At 72.3% G+C, this 25,308-nt stretch carries 21 protein-coding genes and 1 pseudogene; 10 read left to right on the top strand and 12 right to left on the bottom strand.

What is annotated here, in order from left to right; translation table 11 throughout:
- Positions 1-199 precede the first annotated feature (199 nt).
- The gene (locus ACI2L3_RS12790) at positions 200-2,485 is read left to right on the top strand and encodes an FUSC family protein (protein WP_404752357.1); all 2,286 of its coding nucleotides are present in this window, start codon (positions 200-202) and stop codon (positions 2,483-2,485) included.
- 21 nt (positions 2,486-2,506) lie between these two features.
- On the opposite strand, the gene ACI2L3_RS12785 is transcribed toward ACI2L3_RS12790, so the two are convergent.
- Together ACI2L3_RS12785 and ACI2L3_RS12780 are read right to left on the bottom strand one after the other, a co-directional pair.
- On the bottom strand, positions 2,507-3,541 hold the full coding sequence (locus tag ACI2L3_RS12785) for a CU044_5270 family protein (protein WP_404752356.1): 1,035 nt from the start codon (positions 3,539-3,541) through the stop codon (positions 2,507-2,509).
- Entirely contained in the window at positions 3,531-4,103 is a 573-nt protein-coding gene (locus tag ACI2L3_RS12780) for an RNA polymerase sigma factor (RefSeq protein WP_404752355.1), read from the bottom strand. The genes ACI2L3_RS12785 and ACI2L3_RS12780 overlap by 11 nt, the downstream gene beginning before the upstream one ends.
- 193 nt (positions 4,104-4,296) lie before the next feature.
- Between ACI2L3_RS12780 and ctaD the strand changes: the two are divergent.
- From ctaD to ACI2L3_RS12765, 3 genes and pseudogenes are all read left to right on the top strand, one after another.
- Positions 4,297-5,907, top strand: a pseudogene (gene ctaD / locus ACI2L3_RS12775) (cytochrome c oxidase subunit I); the annotation flags it as partial.
- 5 nt (positions 5,908-5,912) lie between these two features.
- Complete coding sequence (locus ACI2L3_RS12770; RefSeq protein WP_404752354.1) at positions 5,913-6,263, top strand: hypothetical protein; 351 nt, start codon at positions 5,913-5,915, stop codon at positions 6,261-6,263.
- 52 nt (positions 6,264-6,315) lie between these two features.
- Positions 6,316-7,302: a helix-turn-helix domain-containing protein gene (locus ACI2L3_RS12765; protein WP_404752353.1), complete on the top strand. Its 987-nt coding sequence runs from the start codon at positions 6,316-6,318 to the stop codon at positions 7,300-7,302.
- A 6-nt stretch (positions 7,303-7,308) separates the two neighbouring features.
- Here ACI2L3_RS12765 and ACI2L3_RS12760 read toward each other — a convergent pair whose 3' ends face one another.
- Entirely contained in the window at positions 7,309-8,286 is a 978-nt protein-coding gene (locus tag ACI2L3_RS12760; protein WP_404752352.1) for an alpha/beta hydrolase fold domain-containing protein, read from the bottom strand.
- Between the two features lie 316 nt (positions 8,287-8,602).
- On the opposite strand from ACI2L3_RS12760, the gene ACI2L3_RS12755 reads away from it, so the two are divergent.
- Complete coding sequence (locus ACI2L3_RS12755; RefSeq protein WP_404752351.1) at positions 8,603-9,592, top strand: helix-turn-helix domain-containing protein; 990 nt, start codon at positions 8,603-8,605, stop codon at positions 9,590-9,592.
- Here ACI2L3_RS12755 and ACI2L3_RS12750 read toward each other — a convergent pair.
- Positions 9,589-10,479: an AraC family transcriptional regulator gene (locus tag ACI2L3_RS12750; protein WP_404752350.1), complete on the bottom strand. Its 891-nt coding sequence runs from the start codon at positions 10,477-10,479 to the stop codon at positions 9,589-9,591. The genes ACI2L3_RS12755 and ACI2L3_RS12750 overlap by 4 nt on opposite strands.
- Before the next feature lie 209 nt (positions 10,480-10,688).
- Here ACI2L3_RS12750 and ACI2L3_RS12745 point away from each other — a divergent pair, with 209 nt between their 5' ends.
- Positions 10,689-13,409 carry an AAA family ATPase gene (locus ACI2L3_RS12745; RefSeq protein WP_404752349.1) on the top strand — a complete coding sequence of 907 codons (2,721 nt, stop codon included), beginning with the start codon at positions 10,689-10,691 and terminating at the stop codon, positions 13,407-13,409.
- On the opposite strand, the gene ACI2L3_RS12740 is transcribed toward ACI2L3_RS12745, so the two are convergent.
- The 7 genes from ACI2L3_RS12740 to ACI2L3_RS12710 form a co-directional block, all read right to left on the bottom strand.
- Positions 13,406-13,969, bottom strand: coding sequence for a dihydrofolate reductase family protein (locus ACI2L3_RS12740; protein ID WP_404752348.1), 564 nt, complete (start codon positions 13,967-13,969; stop codon positions 13,406-13,408). The genes ACI2L3_RS12745 and ACI2L3_RS12740 overlap by 4 nt on opposite strands.
- A gap of 16 nt (positions 13,970-13,985) precedes the next feature.
- A complete protein-coding gene (locus ACI2L3_RS12735; RefSeq protein WP_404752347.1) occupies positions 13,986-14,510 on the bottom strand; it encodes a hypothetical protein in 525 nt (174 codons plus the stop codon).
- 98 nt (positions 14,511-14,608) lie between these two features.
- A complete protein-coding gene (locus tag ACI2L3_RS12730) occupies positions 14,609-14,815 on the bottom strand; it encodes a hypothetical protein (RefSeq protein ID WP_404752346.1) in 207 nt (68 codons plus the stop codon).
- Positions 14,816-14,855: 40 nt separating this feature from the next.
- On the bottom strand, positions 14,856-17,747 hold the full coding sequence (locus ACI2L3_RS12725; RefSeq protein WP_404752345.1) for an AAA family ATPase: 2,892 nt from the start codon (positions 17,745-17,747) through the stop codon (positions 14,856-14,858).
- On the bottom strand, positions 17,747-18,088 hold the full coding sequence (locus tag ACI2L3_RS12720; protein ID WP_404752344.1) for a GNAT family N-acetyltransferase: 342 nt from the start codon (positions 18,086-18,088) through the stop codon (positions 17,747-17,749). The genes ACI2L3_RS12725 and ACI2L3_RS12720 overlap by 1 nt, the downstream gene beginning before the upstream one ends.
- Positions 18,089-18,207: 119 nt before the next feature.
- The gene (locus ACI2L3_RS12715; protein ID WP_404752343.1) at positions 18,208-19,002 is read right to left on the bottom strand and encodes a phytanoyl-CoA dioxygenase family protein; all 795 of its coding nucleotides are present in this window, start codon (positions 19,000-19,002) and stop codon (positions 18,208-18,210) included.
- Positions 19,003-19,133: 131 nt separating this feature from the next.
- A complete protein-coding gene (locus tag ACI2L3_RS12710; RefSeq protein ID WP_404752342.1) occupies positions 19,134-20,045 on the bottom strand; it encodes a glutaminase in 912 nt (303 codons plus the stop codon).
- 461 nt (positions 20,046-20,506) lie between these two features.
- On the opposite strand from ACI2L3_RS12710, the gene ACI2L3_RS12705 reads away from it, so the two are divergent.
- The 4 genes from ACI2L3_RS12705 (at position 20,507) to ACI2L3_RS12690 (ending at position 23,678) form a co-directional block, all read left to right on the top strand.
- Positions 20,507-20,785 (top strand): hypothetical protein, encoded by a 279-nt coding sequence (locus ACI2L3_RS12705; RefSeq protein ID WP_404752341.1) that lies wholly within the window; start codon positions 20,507-20,509, stop codon positions 20,783-20,785.
- A gap of 280 nt (positions 20,786-21,065) precedes the next feature.
- Positions 21,066-21,791, top strand: a complete 726-nt coding sequence (locus ACI2L3_RS12700; RefSeq protein ID WP_404752340.1) for an alpha/beta fold hydrolase — start codon at positions 21,066-21,068, stop codon at positions 21,789-21,791.
- 114 nt (positions 21,792-21,905) lie between these two features.
- Positions 21,906-22,616: an alpha/beta fold hydrolase gene (locus ACI2L3_RS12695; protein ID WP_404752517.1), complete on the top strand. Its 711-nt coding sequence runs from the start codon at positions 21,906-21,908 to the stop codon at positions 22,614-22,616.
- 81 nt (positions 22,617-22,697) lie between these two features.
- Positions 22,698-23,678 carry an SMP-30/gluconolactonase/LRE family protein gene (locus ACI2L3_RS12690; protein WP_404752339.1) on the top strand — a complete coding sequence of 327 codons (981 nt, stop codon included), beginning with the start codon at positions 22,698-22,700 and terminating at the stop codon, positions 23,676-23,678.
- A gap of 62 nt (positions 23,679-23,740) precedes the next feature.
- On the opposite strand, the gene ACI2L3_RS12685 is transcribed toward ACI2L3_RS12690, so the two are convergent.
- Positions 23,741-25,171 (bottom strand): vanadium-dependent haloperoxidase, encoded by a 1,431-nt coding sequence (locus tag ACI2L3_RS12685; protein ID WP_404752338.1) that lies wholly within the window; start codon positions 25,169-25,171, stop codon positions 23,741-23,743.
- Positions 25,172-25,308 lie beyond the last annotated feature (137 nt).

Below are 25,308 nucleotides of genomic sequence, written 5' to 3'. Positions count from 1 at the left end.
GCGTTCCCGGCTCTTGTGCGACGTACGGTCCAGTGACGACACCGGGGCCTCCTCGAATGGCGGGAGCGAAACCCTACTTGATGGGCGCGAACCGTCGTCGGCCGCCCCACCGACCGGCCTTGACCTCCCGAAACTCCGTCGTGCAATGCTGGGGCACGCCGGGAGGCACCGAGAGAACGACGGGGAGTACGGCATCACGATGGCAGCGGCACGACGGACAGCGAAGGGCGTCTGGGACCGTTTCTCGGCATCCGACCCGGGACTCCTGCGGCTCATGGCGGGACTGCGCACGGTCGGGGCGATCCTCCTCGCGCTCGCCGTGCTGGCTCCGCTCGGCACGTCGGTGACCCATCTCGTCGCGGGCGCGATGACGGCGATGGTCGCCACCTTCGCGATCCAGGAGAAGGAGGTGCGGGGGCAGGCGATCACGCTGGCGCTCGGGTGGCCGGTGGCGCTGGCGGCGATCTCGCTGGGGGCGCTGCTCAACTCCCGGGTGATCGCCGGTGACCTGTTCTTCGTCCTGCTGATCTTCGGCGCCGTCTACTGCCGCCGCTTCGGCGAACGGGGCACCGCGCTCGGCCTGATCGGCTTTCAGGTCTACTTCGTCTCACTCTTCGTCAGCGCGTCACCGTCGGCGCTGCCCACGCTCTGGCTGACGCTGACCCTCGCCTTCGCGTGCAGCGCGGTCGTCCGGTTCGCCGTGGTGCCGGAGACGCCGGAGCGCACCCTGGCGCGGCTGCGCGAGGCGTTCCGGGCGCGGCTCGCCCAGCTGATCGCCCACCAGATCGAGCTCCTGGACGCGGACGCGGGGTCGGCCGAAGACCTGGAGAAGGTCCTGGACGACCTGCGGCGCAGCACCGCGCGACTGCACGAGGCGGCGCTGATGATCCAGGGCCGCCTGGAGGAGGGCAGCCGCGACGCGGCGGCGGCGGCGCTCCTGCAACGCAGGGTGGCCGACGCCGAGATCGCCGCGGAACGCCTCGGCGTCCTGCTCCTCAACGCCCGCAGCGCGGAGCGCGTGGAGACCCTCACCCTGCACCTGCCGAGCGCGCCCGTACCGCTGTCGCGGCGCGGCCGGATCGGGCAGGACGCGGGCACCGCGCTGCGCCGCGATCTGCGTGCGCTGCACCTGCTCGTGGTGCGCCTGGTGCCCGACGACCGCGGTACGGCGCTCCCGTACGTGCGCAACAGGCTGCTCGGCTACCGCGAGGAGCAGGGCCTGCCGCAGGGTTCGCCCGCGATCCAGGACTGCTTCCGCGCGATCGGCGAGGCGGCGCGCGCCATCCTGGGCCTGCGGCTCGCGACCGACGGGGCGCGGGACGAGGAGTACGACAGTCCGGAGGCCATGCGGTCCCGTGAGGAGTTCGAGGCGGAGGAGATCTCGATCTCCGGGGAGGCCGCTGACGCGGAGGAGCCGGAGCAGACCGGGCTGCGGCGGCCCACCACGAGGGCGGCCGTGCAGGTGGCGGTGGGTTCGGCGCTGGCCATCGTGGGCGGTGAGTTCCTGTCGACGCAGCGGTGGTACTGGGCGGTGCTGACCTGCTGGGTGGTCTTCCTCAACACCGCGTCCACGGGCGAGATCATGGTCAAGGGCTACCGCCGCCTCGTCGGCACGGTGCTCGGTGTGGTGGCCGGGGTGGCGCTGGCCGGTGCCGTCGGCAACCACACGTGGGCCGCGTTCGCCCTCGTCGTGCTCTGCGTCTTCGGGATGTTCTTCACCGCGCCGCTGTCCTACGCGCTGATGTCGTTCTTCGTCACGGCGATGCTGGGCCTGCTCTACACCCTGCTCAACACCTACAGCCTCGACGTCCTGGTGCTGCGGATCGAGGAGACGGCGCTCGGCGCGGCCTGCGGAATCATCGCGGCGGTCCTGGTGCTTCCGGTGCGGACGTCGCACCGGACCGACGAGGAGCTCGGCACCGTCCTAGCACGGCTGCGGGACGTCGTGTCCGCCGCCGTGGGCCAGCTGAGCGGCGGGCCCCCGGTCGACCTCGTGGACCTGGCGCGCGACCTGGACACCGCGCTCGACGATCTGCGCAGCTCCACGAAGCCGTTGACGCATCCGATCGCCCCGCTGCGGGCCCGCCGGCAGACGGCCCGGTACATCGTCGCGCTCCTGGAGACCTGTGCCTATCACGCCCGTTCGCTGGCGGCGACGGCCGAGCTGGTGCCCTCCAGCAAGAGCGTCGCGGCCGACGCCCGGCTCGCGCTCGCCGGGCGGCGGATCACGCACAACATCGACCTGATCGCCGCGAAGGTGCGCGACGAGGAGCCCGACGGCGTCATCGAGTCCGGTTCCAGCATCGCCTCGATGCTGGACAGCGGCCGCCACGAGGTGCTGCGCACCGGTTCGGTGGCGTTCCGCGTGCTGCGGCATCTGCAGCGGCTCGACGAGGGAATCGTGGGTCTGGCGCGCCCGCTCGGGGTGCCGCTCGCGGCGCCCGAGGAGAGCGGCGGCGCGACGGCGGCGCGGAAGAAGCCCTGAGGCAGGAGCCGCACCTCGGGCTCAACGCACCCAAGCGCTGTACGACATGACGTCCCCCGCCTTCACTCCGTACGTGGGGTCGTTCTCGGTGACCGTGTCCTCCAGGCCCAGGACGGTTCCGTCGGCCGGGTCGAGGATCAGGATGCGTCGCAGCCCGTCGCTCTCGTGGACGTACGCCTGACCTGTGCGGCCCAGCCGGTCGGTGACCGTTCCCGCCGGGCGCAGGCCGTCGGCGTCGGCGAGGATGCGGGCGAGCGCGGCGGTCTCGTCGGCTCCGGGTGTCCAGTGGCGGAGGAACATCGCGACGGCGTCCAGGAGTTCACGGGTGTCGGTGAGCGGGGCGGGGTCGCTGGGGCGGCTGAGCTCGGCCAGGTAGCCGCGCAGGGCCTTGGGTGTGTGCGGGGGCCGGGACTGCGGAGGGGCCGTGCCCCGGCTCGGGGGGTAGGTGCGGTCGCTGAGGACCTTGCCGTCGTGGACCGTGCGCGGCCCGTCAGCGCCGTCGGCGATGACCGGCTTCCCGGGGCGGCGGGGGTCGGTGGCGACGACCAGTTCCGTGTGGCTGCCGTCCGGCCGCCAGCGGGTGACGCGCTCCTCGGGCAGGGTGATCGGCGCTTCGGCGCCGGGTCCCGACCCCAGCGCCAGGCTCCAGGTCCGGATGTGCGTTCCCTTGCGGAGCCGCGGCGCGTTCTCGGCCGAGGCCGACGCCGACGCCCGGGCGGCGATCCGGTCGAGCGGCAGCGGCGTGGAGCCGGAGCGGAGGGTGAGCGGGTGGGGGGCCGCGGCGGCGGGCGCGCTGCCCGACCCCGCGAGGACGAGGGCCAGCGCGGCCGCCACGGCGAGGGAGACCATCTCGATGCCCCAGACCAGGCGGCGCACTTGGCGTGCGGGTCCGCGGCGCGCTGCGGGTGCGCTGCGCGGTGTTTCGGGTGCGCTGTGCAGGAGCAGGTTCAACTGCCTCTCCGCGTGGCCGGGCAGGGGCCGGTCGCGGTAGCGGATGTCGTCGCCGGGCACGGGGTCGGCGGCGCGCAGGAGGGCGAGTTCGTCGTCATGAGCCATGGCCGTGGTCCTCCGGAACGGTGGCGCGGGTCGCTTCAGGGGCGGGCCGTGCGGCCGGCGCGGGCCGCATGCGGTCGATCTCGGCTCTCAGCCGGCGGCGGGCGCGGTGCAGCCGCATCGCCGCGGCCCGGGCACCGCAGCCGAGGGCGGTCGCGAGCTCGTCGGTGTCGAGTCCCTCCCAGGCCGTCAGGCGCAGCACCTCCTGATCGGAGGTGGAGAGCCGGCCCAGGGCCTCGTGCACCCAGTCCCCCGCGTGCTCGGCCTCCGGACCCGCCACGACGTGCCTGCGGTGGCGGCTCTCGTCGTGGCCGATCCGTTCGAGGAGGCGGCGGCGCCGCCCGTAGCCGCGGACCGCGTTCGCCAGACAGCGCCGCGCTATCCCGTACAGCCAGGGCAGCGGGGTCGGTGGCAGGTCGGCGCGGCGCCGCCAGGCGACGGCGAACACGTCGGCCACCACCTCCTCGGTGTCGTTCGCCGGGCCGCCGAGCCGCCGTGCCACGTAGCGGCTGACCGCCCAGTAGTGCTCGCGATAGGCAGCGGCGAAGGTTTCGTCGTCGCTCACGATCACGAAGTGTCCGGCACGGCTGTGATCGTCACACCCCCGGGGTGTGATCCATGTCGCTCCGCGCACCTGTCACAGAACGGTGCCCACCGGACACAGGCGGGGCATGGACAGCAACACCGTGATGCCGCCGCCCGCGCGCGCCTCAGACCCCGCTTCCGTGCCCGTGCGTACGGCGCCCCGGCCCCGCCGCCCGGGACGTGCCGTCGTCAAGTGGCTGACCACCACTGACCACAAGACGATCGGCACGCTCTATCTGGTCACGTCGTTCGCGTTCTTCTGCATCGGCGGTGTGATGGCGCTCTTCATGCGCGCCGAGCTCGCCCGTCCGGGTACGCAGATCATGTCGAACGAGCAGTTCAACCAGGCGTTCACGATGCACGGCACGATCATGCTGCTGATGTTCGCGACGCCGCTGTTCGCCGGTTTCGCGAACTGGATCATGCCGCTGCAGATCGGTGCGCCCGATGTGGCCTTCCCGCGGCTGAACATGTTCGCCTACTGGCTGTACCTGTTCGGCTCGCTGATCGCGGTCGGCGGATTCCTCACCCCGCAGGGCGCGGCCGACTTCGGCTGGTTCGCCTACAGCCCGCTGTCGGACGCGGTCCGCTCGCCGGGCATCGGCGCGGACATGTGGATCATGGGTCTGGCGTTCTCCGGCTTCGGCACGATCCTGGGCTCGGTCAACTTCATCACCACCATCATCTGCATGCGCGCCCCGGGCATGACGATGTTCCGCATGCCGATCTTCGTGTGGAACGTGCTGCTGACCGCGGTGCTGGTCCTGCTGGCCTTCCCGGTCCTGGCCGCCGCGCTGTTCGCCCTGGAGGCGGACCGCAAGTTCGGTGCCCACATCTTCGACGCCTCCAACGGCGGCGCGCTGCTGTGGCAACACCTCTTCTGGTTCTTCGGCCATCCAGAGGTGTACATCATCGCCTTGCCGTTCTTCGGCATCATTTCCGAGGTCATTCCGGTCTTCTCCCGCAAGCCGATGTTCGGCTACATGGGTCTGATCGGCGCGACCATCGCGATCGCGGGTCTGTCCGTGACGGTGTGGGCGCACCACATGTACGTCACCGGCGGCGTGCTGTTGCCGTTCTTCTCCTTCATGACGTTCCTCATCGCCGTGCCGACCGGCGTGAAGTTCTTCAACTGGATCGGCACGATGTGGAAGGGGTCCCTGAGTTTCGAGACCCCGATGCTGTGGGCGGTCGGCTTCCTGATCACCTTCACCTTCGGCGGTCTGACGGGCGTCATCCTGGCTGCGCCGCCGATGGACTTCCATGTGTCCGAGTCCTATTTCGTGGTGGCGCACTTCCATTACGTGGTGTTCGGCACCGTGGTCTTCGCGATGTTCTCCGGCTTCCACTTCTGGTGGCCGAAGTTCACCGGCAAGATGCTCGACGAGCGCCTGGGCAAGATCACCTTCTGGACGCTGTTCGTCGGCTTCCACGGCACGTTCCTCGTCCAGCACTGGCTCGGCACGGGAGGAATGCTCCGCCGGGTTCCCGACTACCTCGCGGTGGAGGGCTTCACCACCCTCAACACCGTGTCGACCATCTTCTCCTTCCTGCTCGGTCTCTCGTTCCTGCCGTTCTTCTACAACATCTGGAAGACGGCCAAGTACGGCAAGAAGATCGAGGTCGACGACCCGTGGGGTTACGGCCGTTCGCTGGAGTGGGCGACGTCCTGCCCGCCCCCGCGGCACAACTTCCGGACGATTCCCCGCATCCGCTCGGAGTCACCCGCCTTCGACCTGCACCACCCCGACATCGCCGCGGCCGAACAGCGGGCCCTGCGGTGACGGCGATGGACGACCGCCCGGTGCGCGTGCGGGCCTTCATCAACGAGGTCGAGGGCCATCTCCTCGTGGCGGCCGCCCGCGCCGAGGGCCGCACGGCGGCACGGCACTTCACCCAGCGCCTCCCCTGGCTGACCGACACCCAGCGCGCCGAGGTGGAACGCCTCTACGCCGAGGAGCACCTGTCGCTCACCCGGCACGGCTGGCAGCACATCGCCCGGCGGGCGTGCCAACTCCGCGCCGAGTACGAGGAGACGTACCGCGTTCTGCGGCGGCGACTTCTCCTGGGGAGCCTGTTGGCCCTGGCGTTGCCCCTGGCCCTGGCGTCGGCGGTCCTCAGGGCGGGAGGAATGCTTTAGATTTCAATGAGGCAGAATGTTCTCCCTGGGGGCAGTCGTCTTAGGGGGTTCCGTGCTGCTTGTCGATCTTTCCACCGTGGCGCCGCGCGAGCGGGCGGACGCGTTCCACCACGCGCTCACCGACTCGTCGGTGCCCAACGAAGTCGTCCACGAGGAGCCCGAGGCCGGCATCCACGCGCGGATGGAGCTGTGGCGCGTGGGCGGGCTGGATCTCTTCTCCACCCGCAACTCGGGCTTCGAGGTGCGGCGGAACGAACGGCACGTACGCCACCACCGCAGCAGCCCCGTGATCTCCGTGTCGCTCCAGCCGGAGGGCGCCCACCGCGCCGAGGTCGCGGGGCGGCAGCAGGTCCTTGGCCCGGACGACATCTGCGTCTTCCACGAGCTGTCGCCCCGCGTCTACGGCTGGTCGGGCGACGGCGCCTCCCGGTCCGTGATGTTCGACGTCGACCGCCTCGACGTACCGGTGGACACCGTCGTGCGGGCCTCGCAACGACTGCGCGCGAGCCCGATGTACGACCTCGTCCTCAACCACCTGCGCAGCGTGTGGCGTGACCCCGCACGCCTGGAAGCCGACCCCGGCGCCGGGGCCCTCGCCTCGGCCACCACCGAACTCGTCCGCGCGCTGCTCCTGTCGGCCGCGCACGCCGAGGACGCGCCCGCCGTCCGTTCCACGATGGACGACACACTGCTCACCCGGATCCTCGCCTACGCGCGCCGCCACCTCGCGGACCGCGACCTGACGCCGGAACGCATCGCGCAGGAACACGCCGTCTCCGTACGCAGGCTCTACCTCCTGCTCAACGACGCGGGCATCAGCCTCGAACAGTGGCTCATCACCGAACGCCTCACCAAGGCACGCGAGATGCTCGCCGCACCCCGCTACGACCGGCTCACCGTCGCGGCGGTCGCCGCCCGGTGCGGGTTCAGCAGCCCCAGCCACTTCAGCCGCCGCTTCCAGGCGGCGTACGGCGCGTCGCCCAGCGAGTGGCGGCGGCAGCGCGCCGGCTCGGGTGTCACGGAGACCGACCCGGCCTGACGCGGCTCAGGCCGCGTGCAGGGCGGCGTGCAGCGTGTCCGTCACCTGGATGCGGGCCGCCCTGGAGGCCTCCGTGCGGCGGAGCAGGTCGAACAGGACGAAGCCGTGGATCGTGCCCTGGTAGCGGATCGAGACGACCGGCACGTCCGCTTCCCGCAGGCGTGCCGCGTACGCCTCCCCCTCGTCGCGCAGCACGTCCGCCTCGGCCGTGAGGACCAGCGCCGACGGCAGCCCGCGCAGCCGGCTCACCGGTGCGCGCAGCGGGGAGACGACGGCGTGCGTCCGGCTCTCGCGGTCCGGCGCGTACTGCCGCCAGTAGTCGCTCATGGCGGCGCGGCCGAGGAAGTACCCGTCCGCGAACTGGCGGTAGGACGGGGTGTCCATCGCCGCGTCGGTCACCGGGCAGACCAGCACCTGATGGCGGAAGCGGGGACCGCCGCGCTCGCGTGCCACGAGGGTGAGGCCCGCGGCCTGCTGGGCGCCCGCGCTGGCGCCGACGACCGCCATCCTGCTCCCGTCCAGACGGCACTCGGCGCCGTGCCGGGCGACCCACCGGGCGACGGTGTAGGCACGCTCCACGGCGTGGGGGTGCCGCGCGTCCTCCGGTACGTCGTACTCGGGGACGACGACCGCGGCGTCCGCGCCGAGGACGAGGTCCGCCACCAGCCGCCGGTGCGCGTACGCGTCCGTCAGCATCCAGCCGAGCCCGTGCAGATACAGCACGACCGGCAGCGGCTCGTCCGTGCCCGCGGGCCGCAGGATCCGTACCCGGATGCGGTTCCCGTCGGGCCCCGGCAGAGCGAGCCACTCCTCCTCGACGTCGGGTTCGTCACCGCCGCCGCCGTCCCAGAGCGCCGCCATGCGGTTCCTGGACGCGACGGGATCCGCCTCCGACGGTGCGGGGCACGTGTGCGCCTCGGCGAAGGCACGCGTCCACCGTTCGAGGACAGGTTTCTCCCGGGCGGCCGGAACGTCTGCTTCCACGGGGACTCCTGCACGAGGGGCGGATCAAGGGGCCGTTCGCGGCTCCGCCGGGCACGGAGTACCCACCCTAGGACGCCGTCGACCCGAAAAGCGTGCGGCCACCCTACGGATGCATGCCGCTGCGTGCACACTTCGGCCGCGTCCTCCGCAGGCTCCCCCCACCTCCACGAAGGGCAGTCATATGACCTAACGCCTCCCCCCGCCGTCGGCCGAGACTGACGGCAGGGCCGTGGTCCAGGGGCGACCGTCCCCCTCTGCCACGCACCACGCACCGCGCACCGCGCATCGGCCCGGGGACGGATGAAGGGAGCCCCCCGTGAGCACTCGATCCGGTACGGCCGTGTCGCCGGGCACCGAGACGTCGACCGATGTGGAGGCCGCGTTCTCCCGCTGGCTCACGCCGGTCGTCGAACCCACCGACCCCACCGGCCCGGACGCGCGCGCCCACGGAGCCGTGACGCTCCACCACTTCGGATACGTACGCATGCTCACCTGCGAGGCCGGGCCGCTGCGCCTCGTCCGCAGCCCGCGTTCCGCCCCGCGGGACGCGGGAGACGCGGTCGCGCTCCTGGCCCCCCGCCAGGGGACCGTGCGGCTGGCGCAGGACGGGCGCGGCGCGGCCGTGGAGAGCGGTGAGCTGGCCCTGACCGACCTGCGCCGCGCCTTCTCGATCGAGCAGCGGGAGCGCGGCCGGCTTCTCGTCCTCCGCCTCCCCCTGCACGCGCTGCACCTGCCCGCGGTCCCCCTCCGCTCCCTCACGGCGCGCGCCGTGACCCCGTCCGAGGGCGCGGCCGCGCTCCTGCCCGCCCTGCTCCCGCAGTTGGAGACGGCCGGGTCCCGGGTGCCGCCCGTGCTGGGCGAGCGGCTCGGGGGTGTCGTCGCGGACCTGGTCGCCGGTCTGGTCGAGGACCTCGCCGCGGACGCGGAAGGGCCACCGGGCCCCGACCGGCACCCTCTCCTCGTCACGATCCTCGAATACATCGAAGCCCACCTCGGCGACCCCGAGCTGTCCGCGGAACGCATCGCCGCGGCACATCTCATCTCGGTCCGCTACCTCCACCGTCTCTTCGAGGCCGAGGGGGTGACCGTGGGCAGACTGATCCAACGCCGGCGCGTCGAGAAGTGCGCCCACGAACTCGCGCGCCGCAGCCGGGTGACGCCCTCCATCGCCGTGGTGGCCTCCCGCTGGGGCTTCCGCAGCGCGTCCCACTTCAGCCGCGCGTTCAAGTCCGTCCACGGTCATTCGCCGCAGGAGTGGCGGCGGCTGGCCGGGGCGGGGGCGGAGGGATGGGTGACGGGGGTCTAGACGGGGGTGGTCCTGCCGTCGCGCCAGTCGCTGGGCGACATCCCGTACGCCGCGCGGAAGCTGCGGCTGAAGTGCGTGGCGCTGGCGAAGCCCCAGCGGCGGGCGACCGCTGAGACCGTGATGTCGTCGCGGCCGGGGCGGGCGAGTTCGCGGCGTGCCTCCTCCAGGCGGCGGTGCTGGATCCACCGGCCGACCGTGCTGCCCCGGCCCTCGAAGAGCTTGTGCAGGTAGCGGATCGAGATGTGCTGGGACTCGGCGACGCTCGCCGGGGTCAGGTTCCTGTCCCACAGGTTCGCGTCGACGTAGGCGCGCAACCGGGCCATCAGCGCCTCGCGGTCCTGCCCTCCGTCCTGCGGTCCGCTGACGGCGTCCTCCGCGACGAGCAGCCCGACCAGGTCGGCGACGGCGCCGGCCAGTCGGAGCGCGGTCCGTGGTGCGTGTCCGGGCCGGAGGCCTGTGATGTCCCGCAGCAGTGGGCCCAGCAGCGACGCGACGGTCCCGTCGGTGAAGGGGGCGCGGCCGCCCAGCTCGCGTACCTGACGGTCGGTGAGCGTGAGCGCGCGCCGCGGTATGCGTACCAGGTGCAGCTCGAAGTCCCCCTCCTCTTCCAGGACGAAGGGTTCCGCTCCGTCGCAGGCGAAGAGGTCGCCCGGCAGGCAGGCCTCGGCGCTCCCCCGCCGGACGAGGGTGGCCCGGCCGAGGCTGTGGATGCCCAGGAGCACATATGGTTCGGTCGGTTCCGTGGGCTCGGCGGGTTCCGTCGCCGCGTCGTCTTCAGGGGCGTGCAGTACGCATCGCGCCGCTCCCCGCACCGTACGCACGTGCAGGAAGCCGAGCGTTTGGGTGCTGGTGGCGGAACCGGTGGTCATGGTCGTCGTCAGGCTCACGCAGTCAGCCTGGGGTGGTCGGGACGTCGGTGACGAGAGCGTGCGGCGTTCCCTGCGGGCAGGGGCACGAGCCGTGCACGGTGAGGCATCGCGAGGGTGTCACGGTGGTGGTCCGTGGGCGTACGTGACGGAGTACGGGCGGACCGTCCTGAGCCGAGAAACCAGGCACGGGGCAAGGGCAGGGGGGCGAGGGGAAGGTGCGAGCAGTCGTGCGGAGCGGGCAGGGCGGCGACAGGACGCTTGTCGGCCGTCAGCGCGAACAGACGCTGCTGGAACGGTTCTTGGAGCGTGCGCGGGCCGGAGCCGGTGGCTCGGCGACGGTGTTGCGCGGTGACGCCGGCATCGGGAAGACCACCTTGCTCGACTGGACCGCCGCGCGCGCCGCACGGGACGGCTTCACCGTCCTGCGCGTCGCGGGGAACGAGGCGGAGTCCGGTATCGCCTTCGGCGCGCTGCACCACGTACTGCGGCCGCTTCGGGAGAACTCGCGCGCGCTGCCCCCGCACCAGCGGCTCGCACTCGAACGGGCCCTGGGGCTGCGGGACGGACTGCCCCCGGAGGGCTTCATGGTGGGCGCCGCGGCACTGGCCCTGCTCGCGGCGGAGGCGCGCCGCCGTCCCGTGCTCGTCCTCGTCGACGACCTGCACTGGGTGGACCCGTCCAGCGCGGCCGTCTTCGTCTTCCTCCACCAGCGGGTCGCCGGGCTCCCCGTGGTGATGGTGTGCACGAGCCGGCCCGACCGTTCCGCCCTGGAGGGCTGGCCCGCCCACCCGGTGGACGTGGAGGCGCTGTCGGGCGACGACTCCCGCACCCTGCTGCGGCGCTGGCACCCGGGGCTCGCGGCCGCCACCGCCCGGCGCGTGATGGACGAGGCGGCGGGCAATCCGCTGGCCCTGGCCGAGCTGCCGGGACAGCTGGCGGCCGAGCACCGCAGCGGTGTGCTGCCGCTGCCGGAGAGGCTGCCGTTGGGCGAGCGTCTGGAGGAACTGTTCGCGCGCCGGCTTCGGTCACTGCCCGAGAGCGCGGCCCGGGCGCTGCTGCTCACCGCGCTGGACGGCGCCGCCACCGTCGCGAACGACGCCGTGCTGCGGGCGGGTGAGGACCGTGCCGAGTGGATTCTCGGGCGTATCGAGGCCAGCGGTCTGGCGCGGCTGGACTCCGCGGGGCGGCTGGTGTTCCGGCATCCACTCGTACGCAGCGCGGTGATCGCCTCCGCGTCGGCGGCGGAACGGCGCGCCGCCCACCGGACGCTGGCGGAGCGGCTGCGCGCGGACGACCCTCGCCGGCTGCTGCACGAGGCGTCCGCCGCGGACGGGACGGACGAACGGCTCGCCGCGCGGCTTCAGGAGGCCGGAACCCGCATCGCGTTGCGCGGCGGCGACGCGGAGGGGGCGCTGCTCCTCGACCGCGCGGCGGCTCTCGGCACCGACCCCGGTGACCGGGCGCGGCGGCTGACGTGGGCCGCCGTCATGTCGGCCCGGGGAGGCCGCCTCGCGTACGCGGCGGAACTGGTGGCGGAGATCCGGCGAGGTCCTGTGCCCGAGGACATCGCGCCGCTGTTCGCCTACGCGGTCGTGTACGTCGACCAGAGTCACCACGTCGACTTCGCCTCGTCGTTCGCGCTGCTGCCCGGCGCCCTGGCCGCGCTGACCGCTCCCGGCGCCCCGGCGTTCGGCGATCTCGTCGAGCAGATGGCGTTCAAGCTGCTGCTGGCCTCGGCCTACACGGGCGACCCGCGTGGCTGGGAGGCGCTGGAGCGGCATCAGGCGCACCTCTCCCCCGCCGCCGTGCTCTGCCGTCGCGCCTGGTCGGACCCGCCGCGCACGGCGCACGGCGCGGAGGCGGAGCTGCGCGCCCTGGTGGCGCGGATGGCCGTGCAGCGGGAGACCGCGGGTGCGTGGCTGCTGCTGTGGGCGGCGTCGGCGGTGGACGCGGCCGACGACGAGCTGTGGCGGCTCTTCAACGACGAGCACACGTACGCCACACAGGGCTCCGTCGCGAAGGCGCGGTGTCATCAGGCGTTTCTGCGGGGCGGCTGGGACACCGCGGAAGACTGTCTGCGCGAGGCCGGCCTCGCGGACGAACTCGGCTACCACTGCAACGCCCTGCTCTTCCGGTACTACTACGCGCACTTCGTGGCGGGCCGCGGTGACGAGCAGGGCCTGCGCGCGGTGCGGGCCCTCGTCGAACCGGCGGCGGCCCGGGCACGGATGCGGTTCGTCACCGACCACCTGGACCGCCTCGAAGCCCTCGCCGCCCTGGCGCACGGCCGGCACGAGGAGGCGTACGGGCTGCTGCGGCGCTTGATGGCGCCGGGTGAACTGCCGCGCGGCCTCGCCTGGTTCCACCTCCCCTTCTACGACTTCGTCGTCGCGAGCCTACGCTGCGGCCGCCGGGCGGAGGCGCTCGCCCATGTCGCGGCAGCGCGGGCCGCGGGGATGGACTCCATCTCCGCGCACCACGCCTTTCTGCTGGCCGCCGCATGTGCGATCACCGCCGAGGACGAGGAGGCCGACGCGGCGTACGCGGCGGCCTACGCGGTACCGGGCGCCGGTGAGTGGGTCTTCGACCTGGCGCGGCTGCGCCTGTCGCACGGCACCTGGCTGCGCCGCCGGGGGCGGTACACCGAGGCGGCGGAGCCCCTGCGCGCCGCGATCCGCGCCTTCCAGGAACTGCGCGCCGACCCCTGGGTGGCGCAGTGCCGGGCGGAGCTGCGGGCCGCCGACCGCGGCCCGGGCCCCGCGCCTGTCCTGCTCACGGCTCAGGAGCTGCGGATCGCCCGCCTGGTCTCCACCGGCCTGACGAACAAACAGGTCGGCGCCGCGCTCCAGCTGTCACCGCGCACGATCGGAGCCCATCTCTACCGCATCTTCCCCAAGCTGGGCGTCACATCGCGGGCCGCTCTGGCGAGGGCACTGCCCGACTCCTAGCGCGTCACACGGTGGCGGAGGTAGACGACGCCGGAGCCGAAGGTGCGGGTCTCGACGAGTTCGAGGTCCACCTGGCGCTCGTGCCGAGGGAAGAACGGGATACCGCCGCCGACCAGCACCGGGTGGACCACGGCCCGGTACTCGTCGATCAGTCCCGCGGCGGCGGCCTCGGCGGCGAGCGTCGCGCCGCCGATCGCGATGTCGCCCTCCCCCGGCTCGGCCCGCAGCCGCTCGATCTCCTCCGCCAGGCCCCCGGAGAGCAGGCGGGCATTGCCCCGCACCGCCGACAGCGTGGTGGAGAACACCACCTTGGGGAGTGGATTCCAGAGCGCGGCCCATTCGAGCATGGAGTCGTCGAGCGACGGGTCCTGGTCGGCGGTCTCCCAGTACAGCATCGTCTCGTACAGCCGGCGCCCCAACAGGTGGACACCGACCTCTCGGATCTCGTCGATCCAGAAGCGGAAGACCTCCGCGTCGGGATCCGTCCAGTTGAACCCGCCGTCCGGCCCGACGATGTAGCCGTCGAGCGAGACGCCCATCGAATAGGTCACGCTGCGCATCTGAAGTCCTCACCGGTCAGGGAAAGTACAGGGCCGCCTTCTCCAGGACGTGACGCGTGAACATGCCGCCCCACGCGACCCCGCCTCGGTACATGGTGACCCGGCCGGCTCCCGGGGCCGTCTCTATCGTGAGAGGCCGGCCGACCACGGACGTCCCCAGCATCCGGGCGTCCGCGGCCGCCCACTCCCTCGCGGACGGCTGGACGTCGTCGCTGACCAGGGCGGACAGGACCATCACCGCGTTGCGGGCACCCGGCAGGCCGCTGCGGATGCTCTTCGCGTAGGTCAGGGACCATCCGGTGAACTCGGCGAGCGAGGCGTCGTCGACGCGCGGCACAGCGGCGGCGAAGACGAACAGCTCCGTCCTGGTGCCGAACCACCGCGCCTTGCGGTCCGCCCGGCTGCCGATCGCCACGCGGTGCTCGCCCCAGTTGGCCGCGGTCACCCCGCATCCGTCGGCCGCCAGCCGCTCACGAAGTGCTTCCACGTAGCTGTTGGCCGCGTCGGCCGGTAATGCTCCGTCGGTTCGCTGCTGAGTCATGCGAGGGATCATCCAGCAGAAGGGGGACGCCGGGAAGACGGTGCACCGATCGGCTGCCGCCTCGCCACCTACACAGGTAGTCCTCTACGAGAGACCCTCTACAGGAACAGGAACCAGGTGACCGTTCCGACCGGGACCAGGGCGCAGACTAGACCGGCGCTCAGGCACAAGGCCGCCAAGAGCTTGAAGACACGGGGCCGCTGGGCACGGCAGGCGGCGAAGCCGGTGAAAGCGATGATGCTGAGGCAGGGCAGCAGGATGAAGACGAGGCCCAGCGCCGCCATCGTCGTTCCCCCGCTGATCATGTGCCTGTTGGACAGCAGGACGGTACAGCACGTCGGTTCCTCAATCGCGCCCGGTTCCCGGCCCGTCCGCGAGGGCGCGGGCGATGCCGGCCCGCGTCGTGATGCCGAGCTTGGGGAACACGCGGTAGAGGTGCGCGCCGATCGTCCGCGGTGACAGGCCGAGCCGCTCACCGATCTGCCGGTTGGTCAGCCCTTCGGCCGCGAGCTCCGCAATACGCGTTTCCTGGGCCGAGAGGGAAGAGTGCCGGTGTCCTCCGGCCGGCCCTGCCGCTGTCCCGGCGTCCGCCGTCGCCGCGGCGAGTTCCCGGGACGCCTGTGCGGCCCAGGGCGTGGCGCCGAGGCGGGTGAACACGGTGAGCGCGGCCCGGGAGTGGACGACCGCCCGCTCGGGCCGACCGTGACGCCGGAGCCACGCGGCATGGGCCAGGTGGGCCCGGGCGAGCGGGAAGGGCCAGCTCTCCGCGCCGGGCAGCGCGTACACGGCCTCGTACCGCTCCTCCGCCTCGTCCTCTTCGGCCGCGAAGGCCTCGGCGACGGCCATCAGGAAGGTGTGGTGCGCCGATGCGCGGGCGAGGCCGGACGAGCGGACCGCGCGCAGGTGGTGACGGGCCTCCGCTCGCCGGCCGCTGTCGACCGCCGCCTGCACCCGGTCGACGAGCGACAGGTGGAGCCACGGGCTGCCGGAGGGAAGCTCTTCGCCCTCGTCGGGCGGCATGAGACCGCGCGCGTGGTGCCATGCCTCCTCGGTGAGGCCGTGCCCGAGTGCGCACAGCACCTTCGCGCCGCGCAGGCGCTCGGTGACCAGGCGGAGCCCACGGGCTCGGGCGCGGGCGCGGAGCGCGGGCTCCAGCTCGGCGAGTCCGGCCCGGTCCCCGCGGGCCGCGAGGATCTGCGCGGTGTTCTGCAGGAACAGCGTCTCGGCCAGCGCGTAGCCGTGGTCCGCGGAGGTGCGGGCGCCCGCGCGGGAGGCGGTCAGGGACGCGTCCCAGTGGCCGTGCAGGAAGTCGTCGCGGGCGCGCAGACTGTCGATGAACGTCTGCGTCGCGTACGCGTGGTGGCGCGCGAAGGCGCTCCACAGGGCGTCGTGCTCGCCGACGGCATCGACGGCGGCGGCCGCCCACAGGAGGAACCAGGCGGCGGTGGTCTCCCGGTCCGCCGGCAGGGTGGCGACCGTCTCGCGCAGCCGGCGCGGCACCTCGTGGACGGCACCGGCCCAGGCGTCGCGGCACAGCGTCGCGGCCGGAGAGGCGTGTGCCGCGTGGCGTTCGACGGCGGCCCAGGCACGCTCGTCCCCGGTGAGGGCGGCCGCGACGAGGAGAAGGAAGAGCATCGGTTCGCGCAGTGCGGCCTGCGGATCGCCGCCGTCCGGTTCGTCCAGTACGGGCGTCTCCAGTACTGGCGTCTCCAGTACGGGCGTCCCCAGTACGGCGGGAAGCAGCTCGATCGACGGATGCGGGTCGGCGCCGAGCTGGAGGCGGGTGTAGGCGACGGCGAAGGCGTAGGGGGCGGCGGGTTCGGGCTTTCCGGGGCGGGCCTCGGTCTCGGCCTCGGCGACGAGTTCCGCCGCGAGGTGCGGGCGGCCGCTCCGGACGGCGGCGGCCGCGGCGGCGACGAGGCGCGCGGTTCTGCTCGCCGGGTCGGGGCTCAGCCGGGCCGCCCGCGCCATCAGCTCCGCCGCCTCCACGTCTCCGCCCTGGGCGGCCATGCTGTCCGCCTCCGCGTGCAGCAGTGCGGCCAGTTCGCCGTCGGTGCCGAGCGCTGCGGCGGCCAGGTGCAGGGCTCGGCGGGGGCTCTTCGCGGGCAGGGCGTCCGCCAGCAGCCGGTGTGCGGCGCGGCGCTCCGCCGGGGAGGCGATGTGCACCAGGCAGGCGCGGACCAGCGGGTGGTGGAACACCACGACGTCGCTGTCCGGGTCGGTGTGCGCGAGGCCGGAGCTCTCGATGTGCTCCTTGAGCCGTGTCCACGCTGTGCCCGGGTCACGGTCGGCCATGGCCCGCAGTACGGTGCCGCAGCGGGCGGACGCGTCGTCGAGTGCGGCCACCAGCAGCAGGCGCCGGACGGCATCGGGCAGGGCGCGCAGCCTGTCCTCGTACAGCCGCCCGAGGCGCTCCCCGAGAGGCAGTGCGTCGAAGGGGTCGGTCAGCCCGAGCGGGGCGGGGCCCGCGTAGGACTCGGCACGGTCGGCGGCCACCCGCCGCAGCTGCCGCGGGAGTTCGTGCAGGGCGAGCGGGTTGCCGGCGGCGGCCCGCAGCACCCTGCGGCGCGCCCCGTCGGGCAGGGCGGGGTGCGTCGTGCGGAGCAGCCGTTCGGCCTGGGAGGCATCCAGCGGCGGCAGGTCGATCACCTGTCCCGGCAGGCCCTCGTTGGCGTCGCGCTTCTCCCTGACGGCGGCCGGTGCGCGGCCGGCCGTGTCTCCCGCCCGCCGGGTCGCGGCGATGGCGACGACGGGCAGCGGGGCCAGGTGACGTTGTACGTATCCGAACACGGCGACGCTGGACGGGTCGGCCCACTGCAGGTCGTCCAGGAGGACGACCACGGGGCGGCGTGCGGCGGCGTGGGCGAGCAGGGTGAGGGCGGCGCTCGCCACGGTGAACCCTTCGGGCGGTGTCCCCTCGCGGATGCCCAACGCGCTTTCCAGGGCGTGCCGTTGCTCGTCCGTGAGTCCCCGGGCGTCGTCGAGCAGCGGCCAGAGGATCTGGTGGAGGGCGGCGAACGGCAGCCCCGCCTCTGCCTCGGCCCCGGTCATCCGGAGCACGCGCAGTCCCGCGCGACGGGCCGTCGCCTCGGCGGAACCGAGCAGCGCGGTCCGCCCCGTGCCGGGGTCGCCGCGCAGGATCACGGAGGTGCCGGTGGAGCCGATGTCCGCCAGGGCGGCGTCGATGACGGCGAGCTGCGCGTCGCGCCCCACCAGAGGGGAAACGTCGCGCCCCATCAGCGCTTCAGCACGCCGTCCAGCCACTCCACGACCTCGGGGTCCACCGGATCGGCGAGGTCGGCGAACTCCTCGTGCTTCTCCAGGAACTTCGCCACGTAAGGGCAGACCGGCACGATGCGCAGCCCCGCGCCGCGTACGTCGTCCAATGCCTTTCGTACGAGGATCGAGGCCAGGCCCTGTCCCGCGTAGGCGTCGTCGATCTCGGTGTGGAAGAACACGCGTCGGTCGTCGCGGTCGCGGTACGCGGTGAATCCGGCGCTCTTGTCGTCGACCAGGATCTCGTACCGATGCCGGGCGTCCACGCGTCGAACGACCGGAGTCGGTGCGGGCTGCGTCATTGTCGTACTGCCTTTCAGTGGCGCGTGGGGCCCTTTGCACGGTGCGGTGCCCTCGCGACTGCGGCCGATGAAGTTTCGGCACATCTTATACAGTTGCGGCGTCTGTGCAGGTCAGGCGCCTACAAGGCGGCAGACCGGCGGATCGCGGTCTCCACGGCGGAGGGTTCGCCATCGGAACGTTCGACGCTCGGGCCCCGCCCCGGCCGGGGAAGCAGCGGTGGCTGCGCCATGAAGCGGGGCTCGGTACCTCTGTGCGGTTGCGCCGCGTGTACGAGGAAGGGGTGACAGAGGTAGACGTCGCCGGCCCGGCCCGTGGCGAGGGCGAGCGGCCGGTGATCAGTGGCGGGCACGGCGCGCTCGGCGAGTTCCATGAAGGGCAGGCCGGCCTCCCGCTCGGGTGCGAGCAGTGCGGCGACGTCCAGGTGGGATCCGACTCGGATGCGGGTGGGCGCGTCGTCCTGGCCCACGTCGGACATCAGGAACAGCATCAGCAGCCACCGCCCCCGGGAGGCGACGTTCACCCGGTAGGACATGAAGTCGGCGGGATCGTCTCCCGGGAAGCTCGCGTCGATGTGCCATCCGTCGTCGCCCGGCTCCAGGTCGCTGGGGAACCGCACGGGGAACGTGCCGAGTCCGCCGAGGGGCGCCCAGCGCCCTTCGCCGACGAGGGCATCGAACGCGGCGTGCAGGCGAGGGGAGTTGGCGGCGGCCCGGAAGGGCTCCTGCCCGTAGGCGCCGAGCCGCACGACGGGGCTCTTCCACGTCGTCGGGTCATCGGGCTCACCGTCGATGTCCCGCCACATGATCTCCCGGCACTCCGCCGCGAGGTCGCGCGAGAACGCCTCCTCCACACGGAGGAACCCGTTCTCCACGAACTCGGTCACATCATCGGCGCTGATCATCGCTTCACTCATGCTGTCAGCGTGGCATCGGGGCCGGGCGTCCCACCCGACACATGCCGCACGGCTGCTGTCGGGCCGAAGCCGTGGCCGGCATGTGTCGGCATGGCCGGCACGGCTCTGCCTGGGGCCTGCGCCGGCGGCCCCTAGAACACCGACCAGCCCGTCACCGTGGTGAAGTGGTCGAGCGCCGCCACACCCGCCACGGAGTTGCCGTACGAGTCCAGGCCCGGGCTCCAGACGCACAGGGTGCAGCGGCCCGGGATCACCGCGACGATGCCGCCGCCGACGCCGCTCTTGCCCGGCAGGCCGACGCGGTAGGCGAAGCTGCCCGCCGCGTCGTACGTACCGCAGGTGAGCATGACCGCGTTGACCTGCTTCGCCTCGCGCGCGGGCAGCAGGCGCGTGCCGTCGCCGCGCAGCCCGTGCCGGGCCAGGAAGGCCGCGGCGAGGGCGAGGTCGCGGCAGCTCATACGGATCGCGCACTGCCGGAAGTAGTGTTCGAGCACCGTGCTCACGGGGTTGTCGAGGTTGCCGTAGCTCGCCATGAAGTGTGCGAGAGCCGCGTTGCGGTCGCCGTGCTCGGCCTCGGAGGCCGCCACCACCGGGTCGAAGGCGACATCCGGGTTGCCGCTCTCCGCGCGCAGGAACTCCAGCATCGTCGCGGCGGCGTCGCCGGTGAGGCTCTGCAGCCGGTCCGTGACGACCAGGGCGCCGGCGTTGATGAAGGGGTTCCGCGGGATGCCGTTCTCGTACTCGAGCTGGACCAGCGAGTTGAAGGGGTTGCCGGAGGGCTCCGTGCCGACCCGGTCCCAGATCCGCTCGCCGCCCTCCGCCAGGACGAGCGCGAGACTGAAAGCCTTCGAGATGGACTGGACGGAGAACGGCTCCTGCCAGTCCCCCACCCCGTGCACCTCACCGTTGACGTCGGCGACCGCGATGCCGAAGCGCTCGGCGTCCACGCCCGCGAGCGCCGGAATGTACCCGGCCACCTGGCCGCGGCCCACCAGCGGCCGGGCGAAGGCGGCGACTTCTTCGAGAACGGCCTGGTAGTCCACAATCCGAGCTTTCTGCATATGGTGCGCGGCTGGTTCGTCCAGAAAGCCGCTGGTTACGGGGCTATGTCAGCATCCGCGGCCACAGAATAACGCCCGGTCGTCACCGCAGGCGAGCACGGAGAAATCCGCCGCCGAGCCGGACGGCCGCGACACCCGCTTCGCGCACCAGCTCGCTGACGAGCCACGCGGGTCTGCACCTGTAGGCAGGCACTCGGGCCTCCGTCAGCCTCGGCCTCTTCCGCCGGTGAGCTCGCTGATGGCGCACCGGCCGACCGGTTCCGGTGATGTGCGGGTCATTCCCCGGCCCCGCTGCCATCCGCATTCCCTGCGCGTCGTCCTGAGGAATCCCACCGGCACGGCACTGTCGAAATGGCGATTCCGGAGGTCGGACGGACAAGTGTTCCGCTCGCTTCCTCCTTGGCGTGGCCACCGCCCCGCGAGCGACCATCCGAGGAGCACCCGTGCCCAGACAGACCGTTGCCGAGCAGTACGTCGACCTCCTGGCCCGCGCCGGAGTGCGCCGGCGCGGGGTGTCCGTCGTGTCGCTGCCGGGAGACGTCGCCGGCGAGCACTCTCCGGCGGGCGGGGCCGAACTCGCCATGCCGCTGGACCGGCCCGCGATCCGCCCCGCCGACCACGATCTGACCCGGCTGGTGGAGCTGGTGGGCGCCGCAACTCCTGGCGTCGGACGCATGGCGCACCTCGCCCGCGCGAACATCCGGAACATGCCGCGTCCATAAGGGGCCGGGCGCCGCCCGCCACACCCGTCCGCCGAACGAGGAAAGCCGGAACAGCGCGGCCCTCCGACATGGACACGCACAGGCCACAGTCAGGGCGCTGACAGACAAACACCCCCGGCCGGTCGTCCCTAAGGTTGCTCACATCCGGTCAGTGCATACCGCACGCAATCGGCACCGAGGCCGGACCGAACCGCGACATCTCGCGGCGCCGCACCGGCAGTTCACCGACGCCTCGCGGCAATCCCGCCGAACACCCACCCCATTGATGAGGGAGTTTCCCATGCCCAGTTCCGCCAAGCCGACCGTCGTCCTCGTGCACGGCGCTTTCGCCGACGCCTCCAGCTACGCCCAGGTCATCCCCCGGCTGTTCGCCCGCGGCCTGGACGTCGTCGCCCCGGCCGTGCCCAACCGCAGCCTGATCGGGGACGCCGCCTACGTCGCCTCCGTCGTCCGGCAGATACCCGGTCCTGTCGTCCTGGTCGGCCACTCCTACGGCGGCGCGGTCATCACCGTCGCCGGTACCGAGGACAACGTCAAGGCACTGGTGTACCTGGCCGGTTACGCCCTGGAGAAGGGCGAGAGCCTGGGCGAGCTGCAGGGCCGCTTCCCGGACAGCGACCTCGCCGCCGCGCTCGTCCACACCCCCTTCCCTATCGAGGGTTCGGCCACGCCCGGCACCGACGTGTCGGTCCGTACCGACAAGTTCCCTGCCATCTTCGCCGCCGACGTCGACCCGCGGCTCGCCGCCGTCCTCGCCGTGTCGCAGCGACCGCTGGCCGCCCAGGCCTTCGTTGACGCGGCCCCGGCCGCGGCCTGGAAGACCAAGCCGTCCTGGGGCCTGGTCGCGTCGTCCGACCACACCATCAACCCCGACGTGGAGCGCTACGGCTACCAGCGGGCCGGCATGACCACCGTCGAGGTCGACTCCTCCCACCTGGTGATGCTCGCCCACCCGGAGCGCGTCGTCGACCTGATCGAGGAAGCCGTACGGGCCACCTCCGACTGACGCCGACGCCGCACGCACAGCCCTCAGCAGATCTTCACCCCTCCAGAGAGCGAACGATGAACCCACCGATCTCACGCCGAACGGTACGGCCGCCCGGCCGCGCCCACCGTCGTCCTGATCCACGGCGCGTTCGCCGACGCCTCCAGCTGGAGCGCGGTCGTCGAACGCCTGCAACGCCAGGGCCACCGCGTACTGGCACCGGCCCTGCCCCTGCGCGGCCTCGCGAGCGACGCCGCCTACATCCGCAGCGTGCTGGACAGCGTCACCGGACCGATCGTGCTGGTGGGGCACTCCTACGGCGGAGCCGTCATCAGCCAGGCCGCGGCCGGCCACCCCCGGGTCAAGGCACTGGTGTACATCGCCGCGTTCGTGCCCGACATCGGGGAGAGCGCACTACAGCTCACCGACAAGTTCCCCGGCAGCACGCTGGGACAGGCGACCGCCACGCAGTACTACCCGCTGCCCGACGGCGGTCAGGGAGAGGAACTGGTCATCAAGAAGGACCTGTTCCGCAAGCAGTTCGCGGCCGGTGTCCCCCGGCAGACCGCCCAGGTCATGGCCGCGGGACAGCGTCCGATCACCCTGGCGGCCCTCCAGGAACCGGCCACCGCGGCCGCGTGGAAGAAGATCCCCAGCTGGTACCTCGTGGCCACCGAGGACCGCAACATCCCGTCGGCCGCCGAGCGTTGGATGGCCAAGCGCGCCCACGCCCACACGGTCACCGTCCGCGCCCCGCACGCGGTCGCGGTGAGCGATCCCGGCCCCGTCACCGGTCTCATCCTGCGCGCGGTCCGCTCCGTCCGCTCCGTCCGCTCCCACCACTGACCGGACGGGCGCGCGCCCCCGGCCGCCACACCTCGCAATCAAAGACACAAGACACATCCGAGACACAGAGACGAGACCCCCATGCCCGGATTCCTGACAGGCAGCCGCACCGGCCTCCTGGCCTCGGCCGTCGCCGCGGCTCTCACCATGACCGCGGCCGGTACCACTACGGCGGCCACCGCCGTCCCGAAGCCCCACGTGCGCTTCGTGGCGCACCTGAACATGGCCGACGGTCAGCGCCCGGAGAACATCACCCTCGAGCCCGGCGGCAGCGCCGTCGTCACCTTCGCCTACAGCCGGCAAGTGGCCCGCGTGCACCGCGACGGCCGCGTACAGGTCCTCGCCACTCTGCCCAAGCCTCCGGCCGGCGCGGAAACCCCGGCCCTCTCCTCGCCCTTCCTCGGCGGCATCGTCCGTGCCCATGACGGAACCCTGTACTTCCTGTATGCCACCGGCAGCGGCGACCTGACCGGGCTGTGGCGCCTGCGCCCCGGCGGCACCCCGCAGCGCATCGCCGCGCTCCCGGCCGAAGGCCTGCCCAACGGCCTGGCCCTCGACCGGCACGAGGGCCGGCTGTACGTGGCCGACTCGGTTCTCGGCACGGTCTGGCGGGTGCCCGTCACCGGAGGCAAGCCCGCCCGGTGGGCCGCCGCCCCCGAACTGGCCGCCGCCGGATTCCTCGGAGCCAACGGCATCAAGGTCCACAAAGGGGCGGTCTGGGTGTCCAACCTGGACAAGGGCACCGTGCTGCGCATCCCGGTCACCCGGCACGGCGCCGCAGGCCGTGTCGAGACCCGCGCCACCGGCCTGACCAACATCGACGACTTCGCGTTCACCGGCCACGGCAACACGCTCCTGGCCGCGATCAACGCGGACAACGAGGTGGCCCACGTCAGGCCGGACGGCAGCCACACCGTCGTACTGACCGGCGCCGACGGGCTGGAGAACCCGACCTCGCTCGCCGTGCGCGGCAACAAGGCCTACATCGCCAGCGGCGCCTACTTCACCAACAACGACCCCAACCTCCTGACCGCCCGGATCAACCCTGGCCCTGCCCGTTAGCCGGCCGCCGGCCGCCGGCAGCCGGTCGTCGCGACGCCCGGCTGCCGGACCTGAGCACGGCGTCAGAGCTTGCGCAGCTTTGTCGTGTAGACGTGGTCGGCGATCTTGTCGCCCAGTACGAGCCCGTCGTCGGCGTCCCACGGGAAGTGGACGCCGAGCCAGACCCGGCTCTGGGCGTCCTCCCGGGCGGCCTGGCTGAAGCTGGTGAACGAACGGGACTTGATGGGGGACTGCGGTTCGTCGGTGGTCATGGTGAAGGCGATGTCGTCGGTGCGGAAGTAGCGCTTCATCACGCCGGCCCAGGAGGCGCCGAAGGTGGCGTGTCCGGAGGCCCAGGCCGGGAAGCACGGGGTGACGTTGACTCCGGCGCGCGTCTTGAGCAGGGGCTTCCACTTGGGGTCGAGGCCGCTGTCGCGGATGGCGGAGACGGGGCGCCACAGATCGATCGAGGTCAGATACTTCACGTCCCGCACCGCGATCCCGGCGTCCGCCATCGCGATGGAGACGAGTGCGAACAGCCGGGCGTTCTCGTATGTGTTGAGCTTCTGCTGGGTCGCCACCTCACGAGTGGCCTGGAGCAGCTGGCCCGGCGGCTTGTACGTGCCGTCCTCGTCGTTGGCCCAGAACCAGGCCACCGCTTCCTGTTCCGTGGTGCGGTTGATTTTGGGCGTCTCGGCGGTGGGCTGGTCGGCGCCGGCTCTGCGCACCACGTCGACCTGCTGCTTGTACGCGTCGCTGGCCAGCAGCTTCTCGTACGTGCCGTACAGGCCGGGGGTCGGCGGCCGGAACTGCGAGCCCGAAGTCAGCGCGAAGGGTTTGACCTGTCCCCAGAAGGGGGTCACGGCATGGCTGGCCTGGCTGCAGCTGGGGTCGACCATGTCGGGGTAGCTGGTGGGCCGCCAGGCGCCGGGCTTGTTGTCCGCGACGTACTTCTCGTCGTTGTCGGAGCCGTCGGCGTGACGGGCGTCCCGCATCTGCTTGACCATCGGCCCGACGATCGTCGTGTCGAGGAGGTCGAACCCGGTCGGCTCGGTGCCGAAGCGCTCCCGGAACCGGGCGTCCAGGTAGTGGGTCTGCCCCGGGTAGAGCCCGAGCAGAATGTTGTAGGCCGTCCGTCCGACGACCCGCTCCTCCTCGTCGGGCCCCTCGACCCAGCCCGCGTACTTGTCGGCGCGGATGTACGGCTCGGAAGTGATCTTGCCCTTCCACTTGAGCTGGTACGAGGACTCCGCGTCGTAGATGGCGGCGTTCAGCATCGCGGCGGACCTGGCCATCGGGCCGGGACCGCCGCCCTCTCTTCGGATGACCTCCATGAGTACGTCGTTCCAGTAGTGCACCGGGTCCGCGATGGTCTGTGGCGGCAGCGCCGCGTGGGCCGGCTGCGGCGCCGCGGTCAGCGTGGTGCTCGCGACGGTCACCGCCACGGCGACCACCAGGGCCCGGCGCCAGCGCGCCGTCCGCTTGTCGTTGACGGTCCGGATGTGCGCGGTCATGGTCAAACCCCCCTGGGAACGATCCTGAACGAGCACCACCGCAGCGGTGGCGGCGTGATCCTCGCCCCGGCGCACCGATGGCACGGACCGCTCCCCGCGGAATGTCCGACCCCGGCAGGATGCTTGTCCGAAATCCG

The organism is Streptomyces sp. NPDC029674, from assembly GCF_044903205.1.
In the GTDB taxonomy this organism is placed as follows: Bacteria; Actinomycetota; Actinomycetes; order Streptomycetales; family Streptomycetaceae; genus Streptomyces.
The sequence above is the reverse complement of the archived record's forward strand: the minus strand, read 5'-3'. Positions and strand labels throughout refer to the sequence as shown.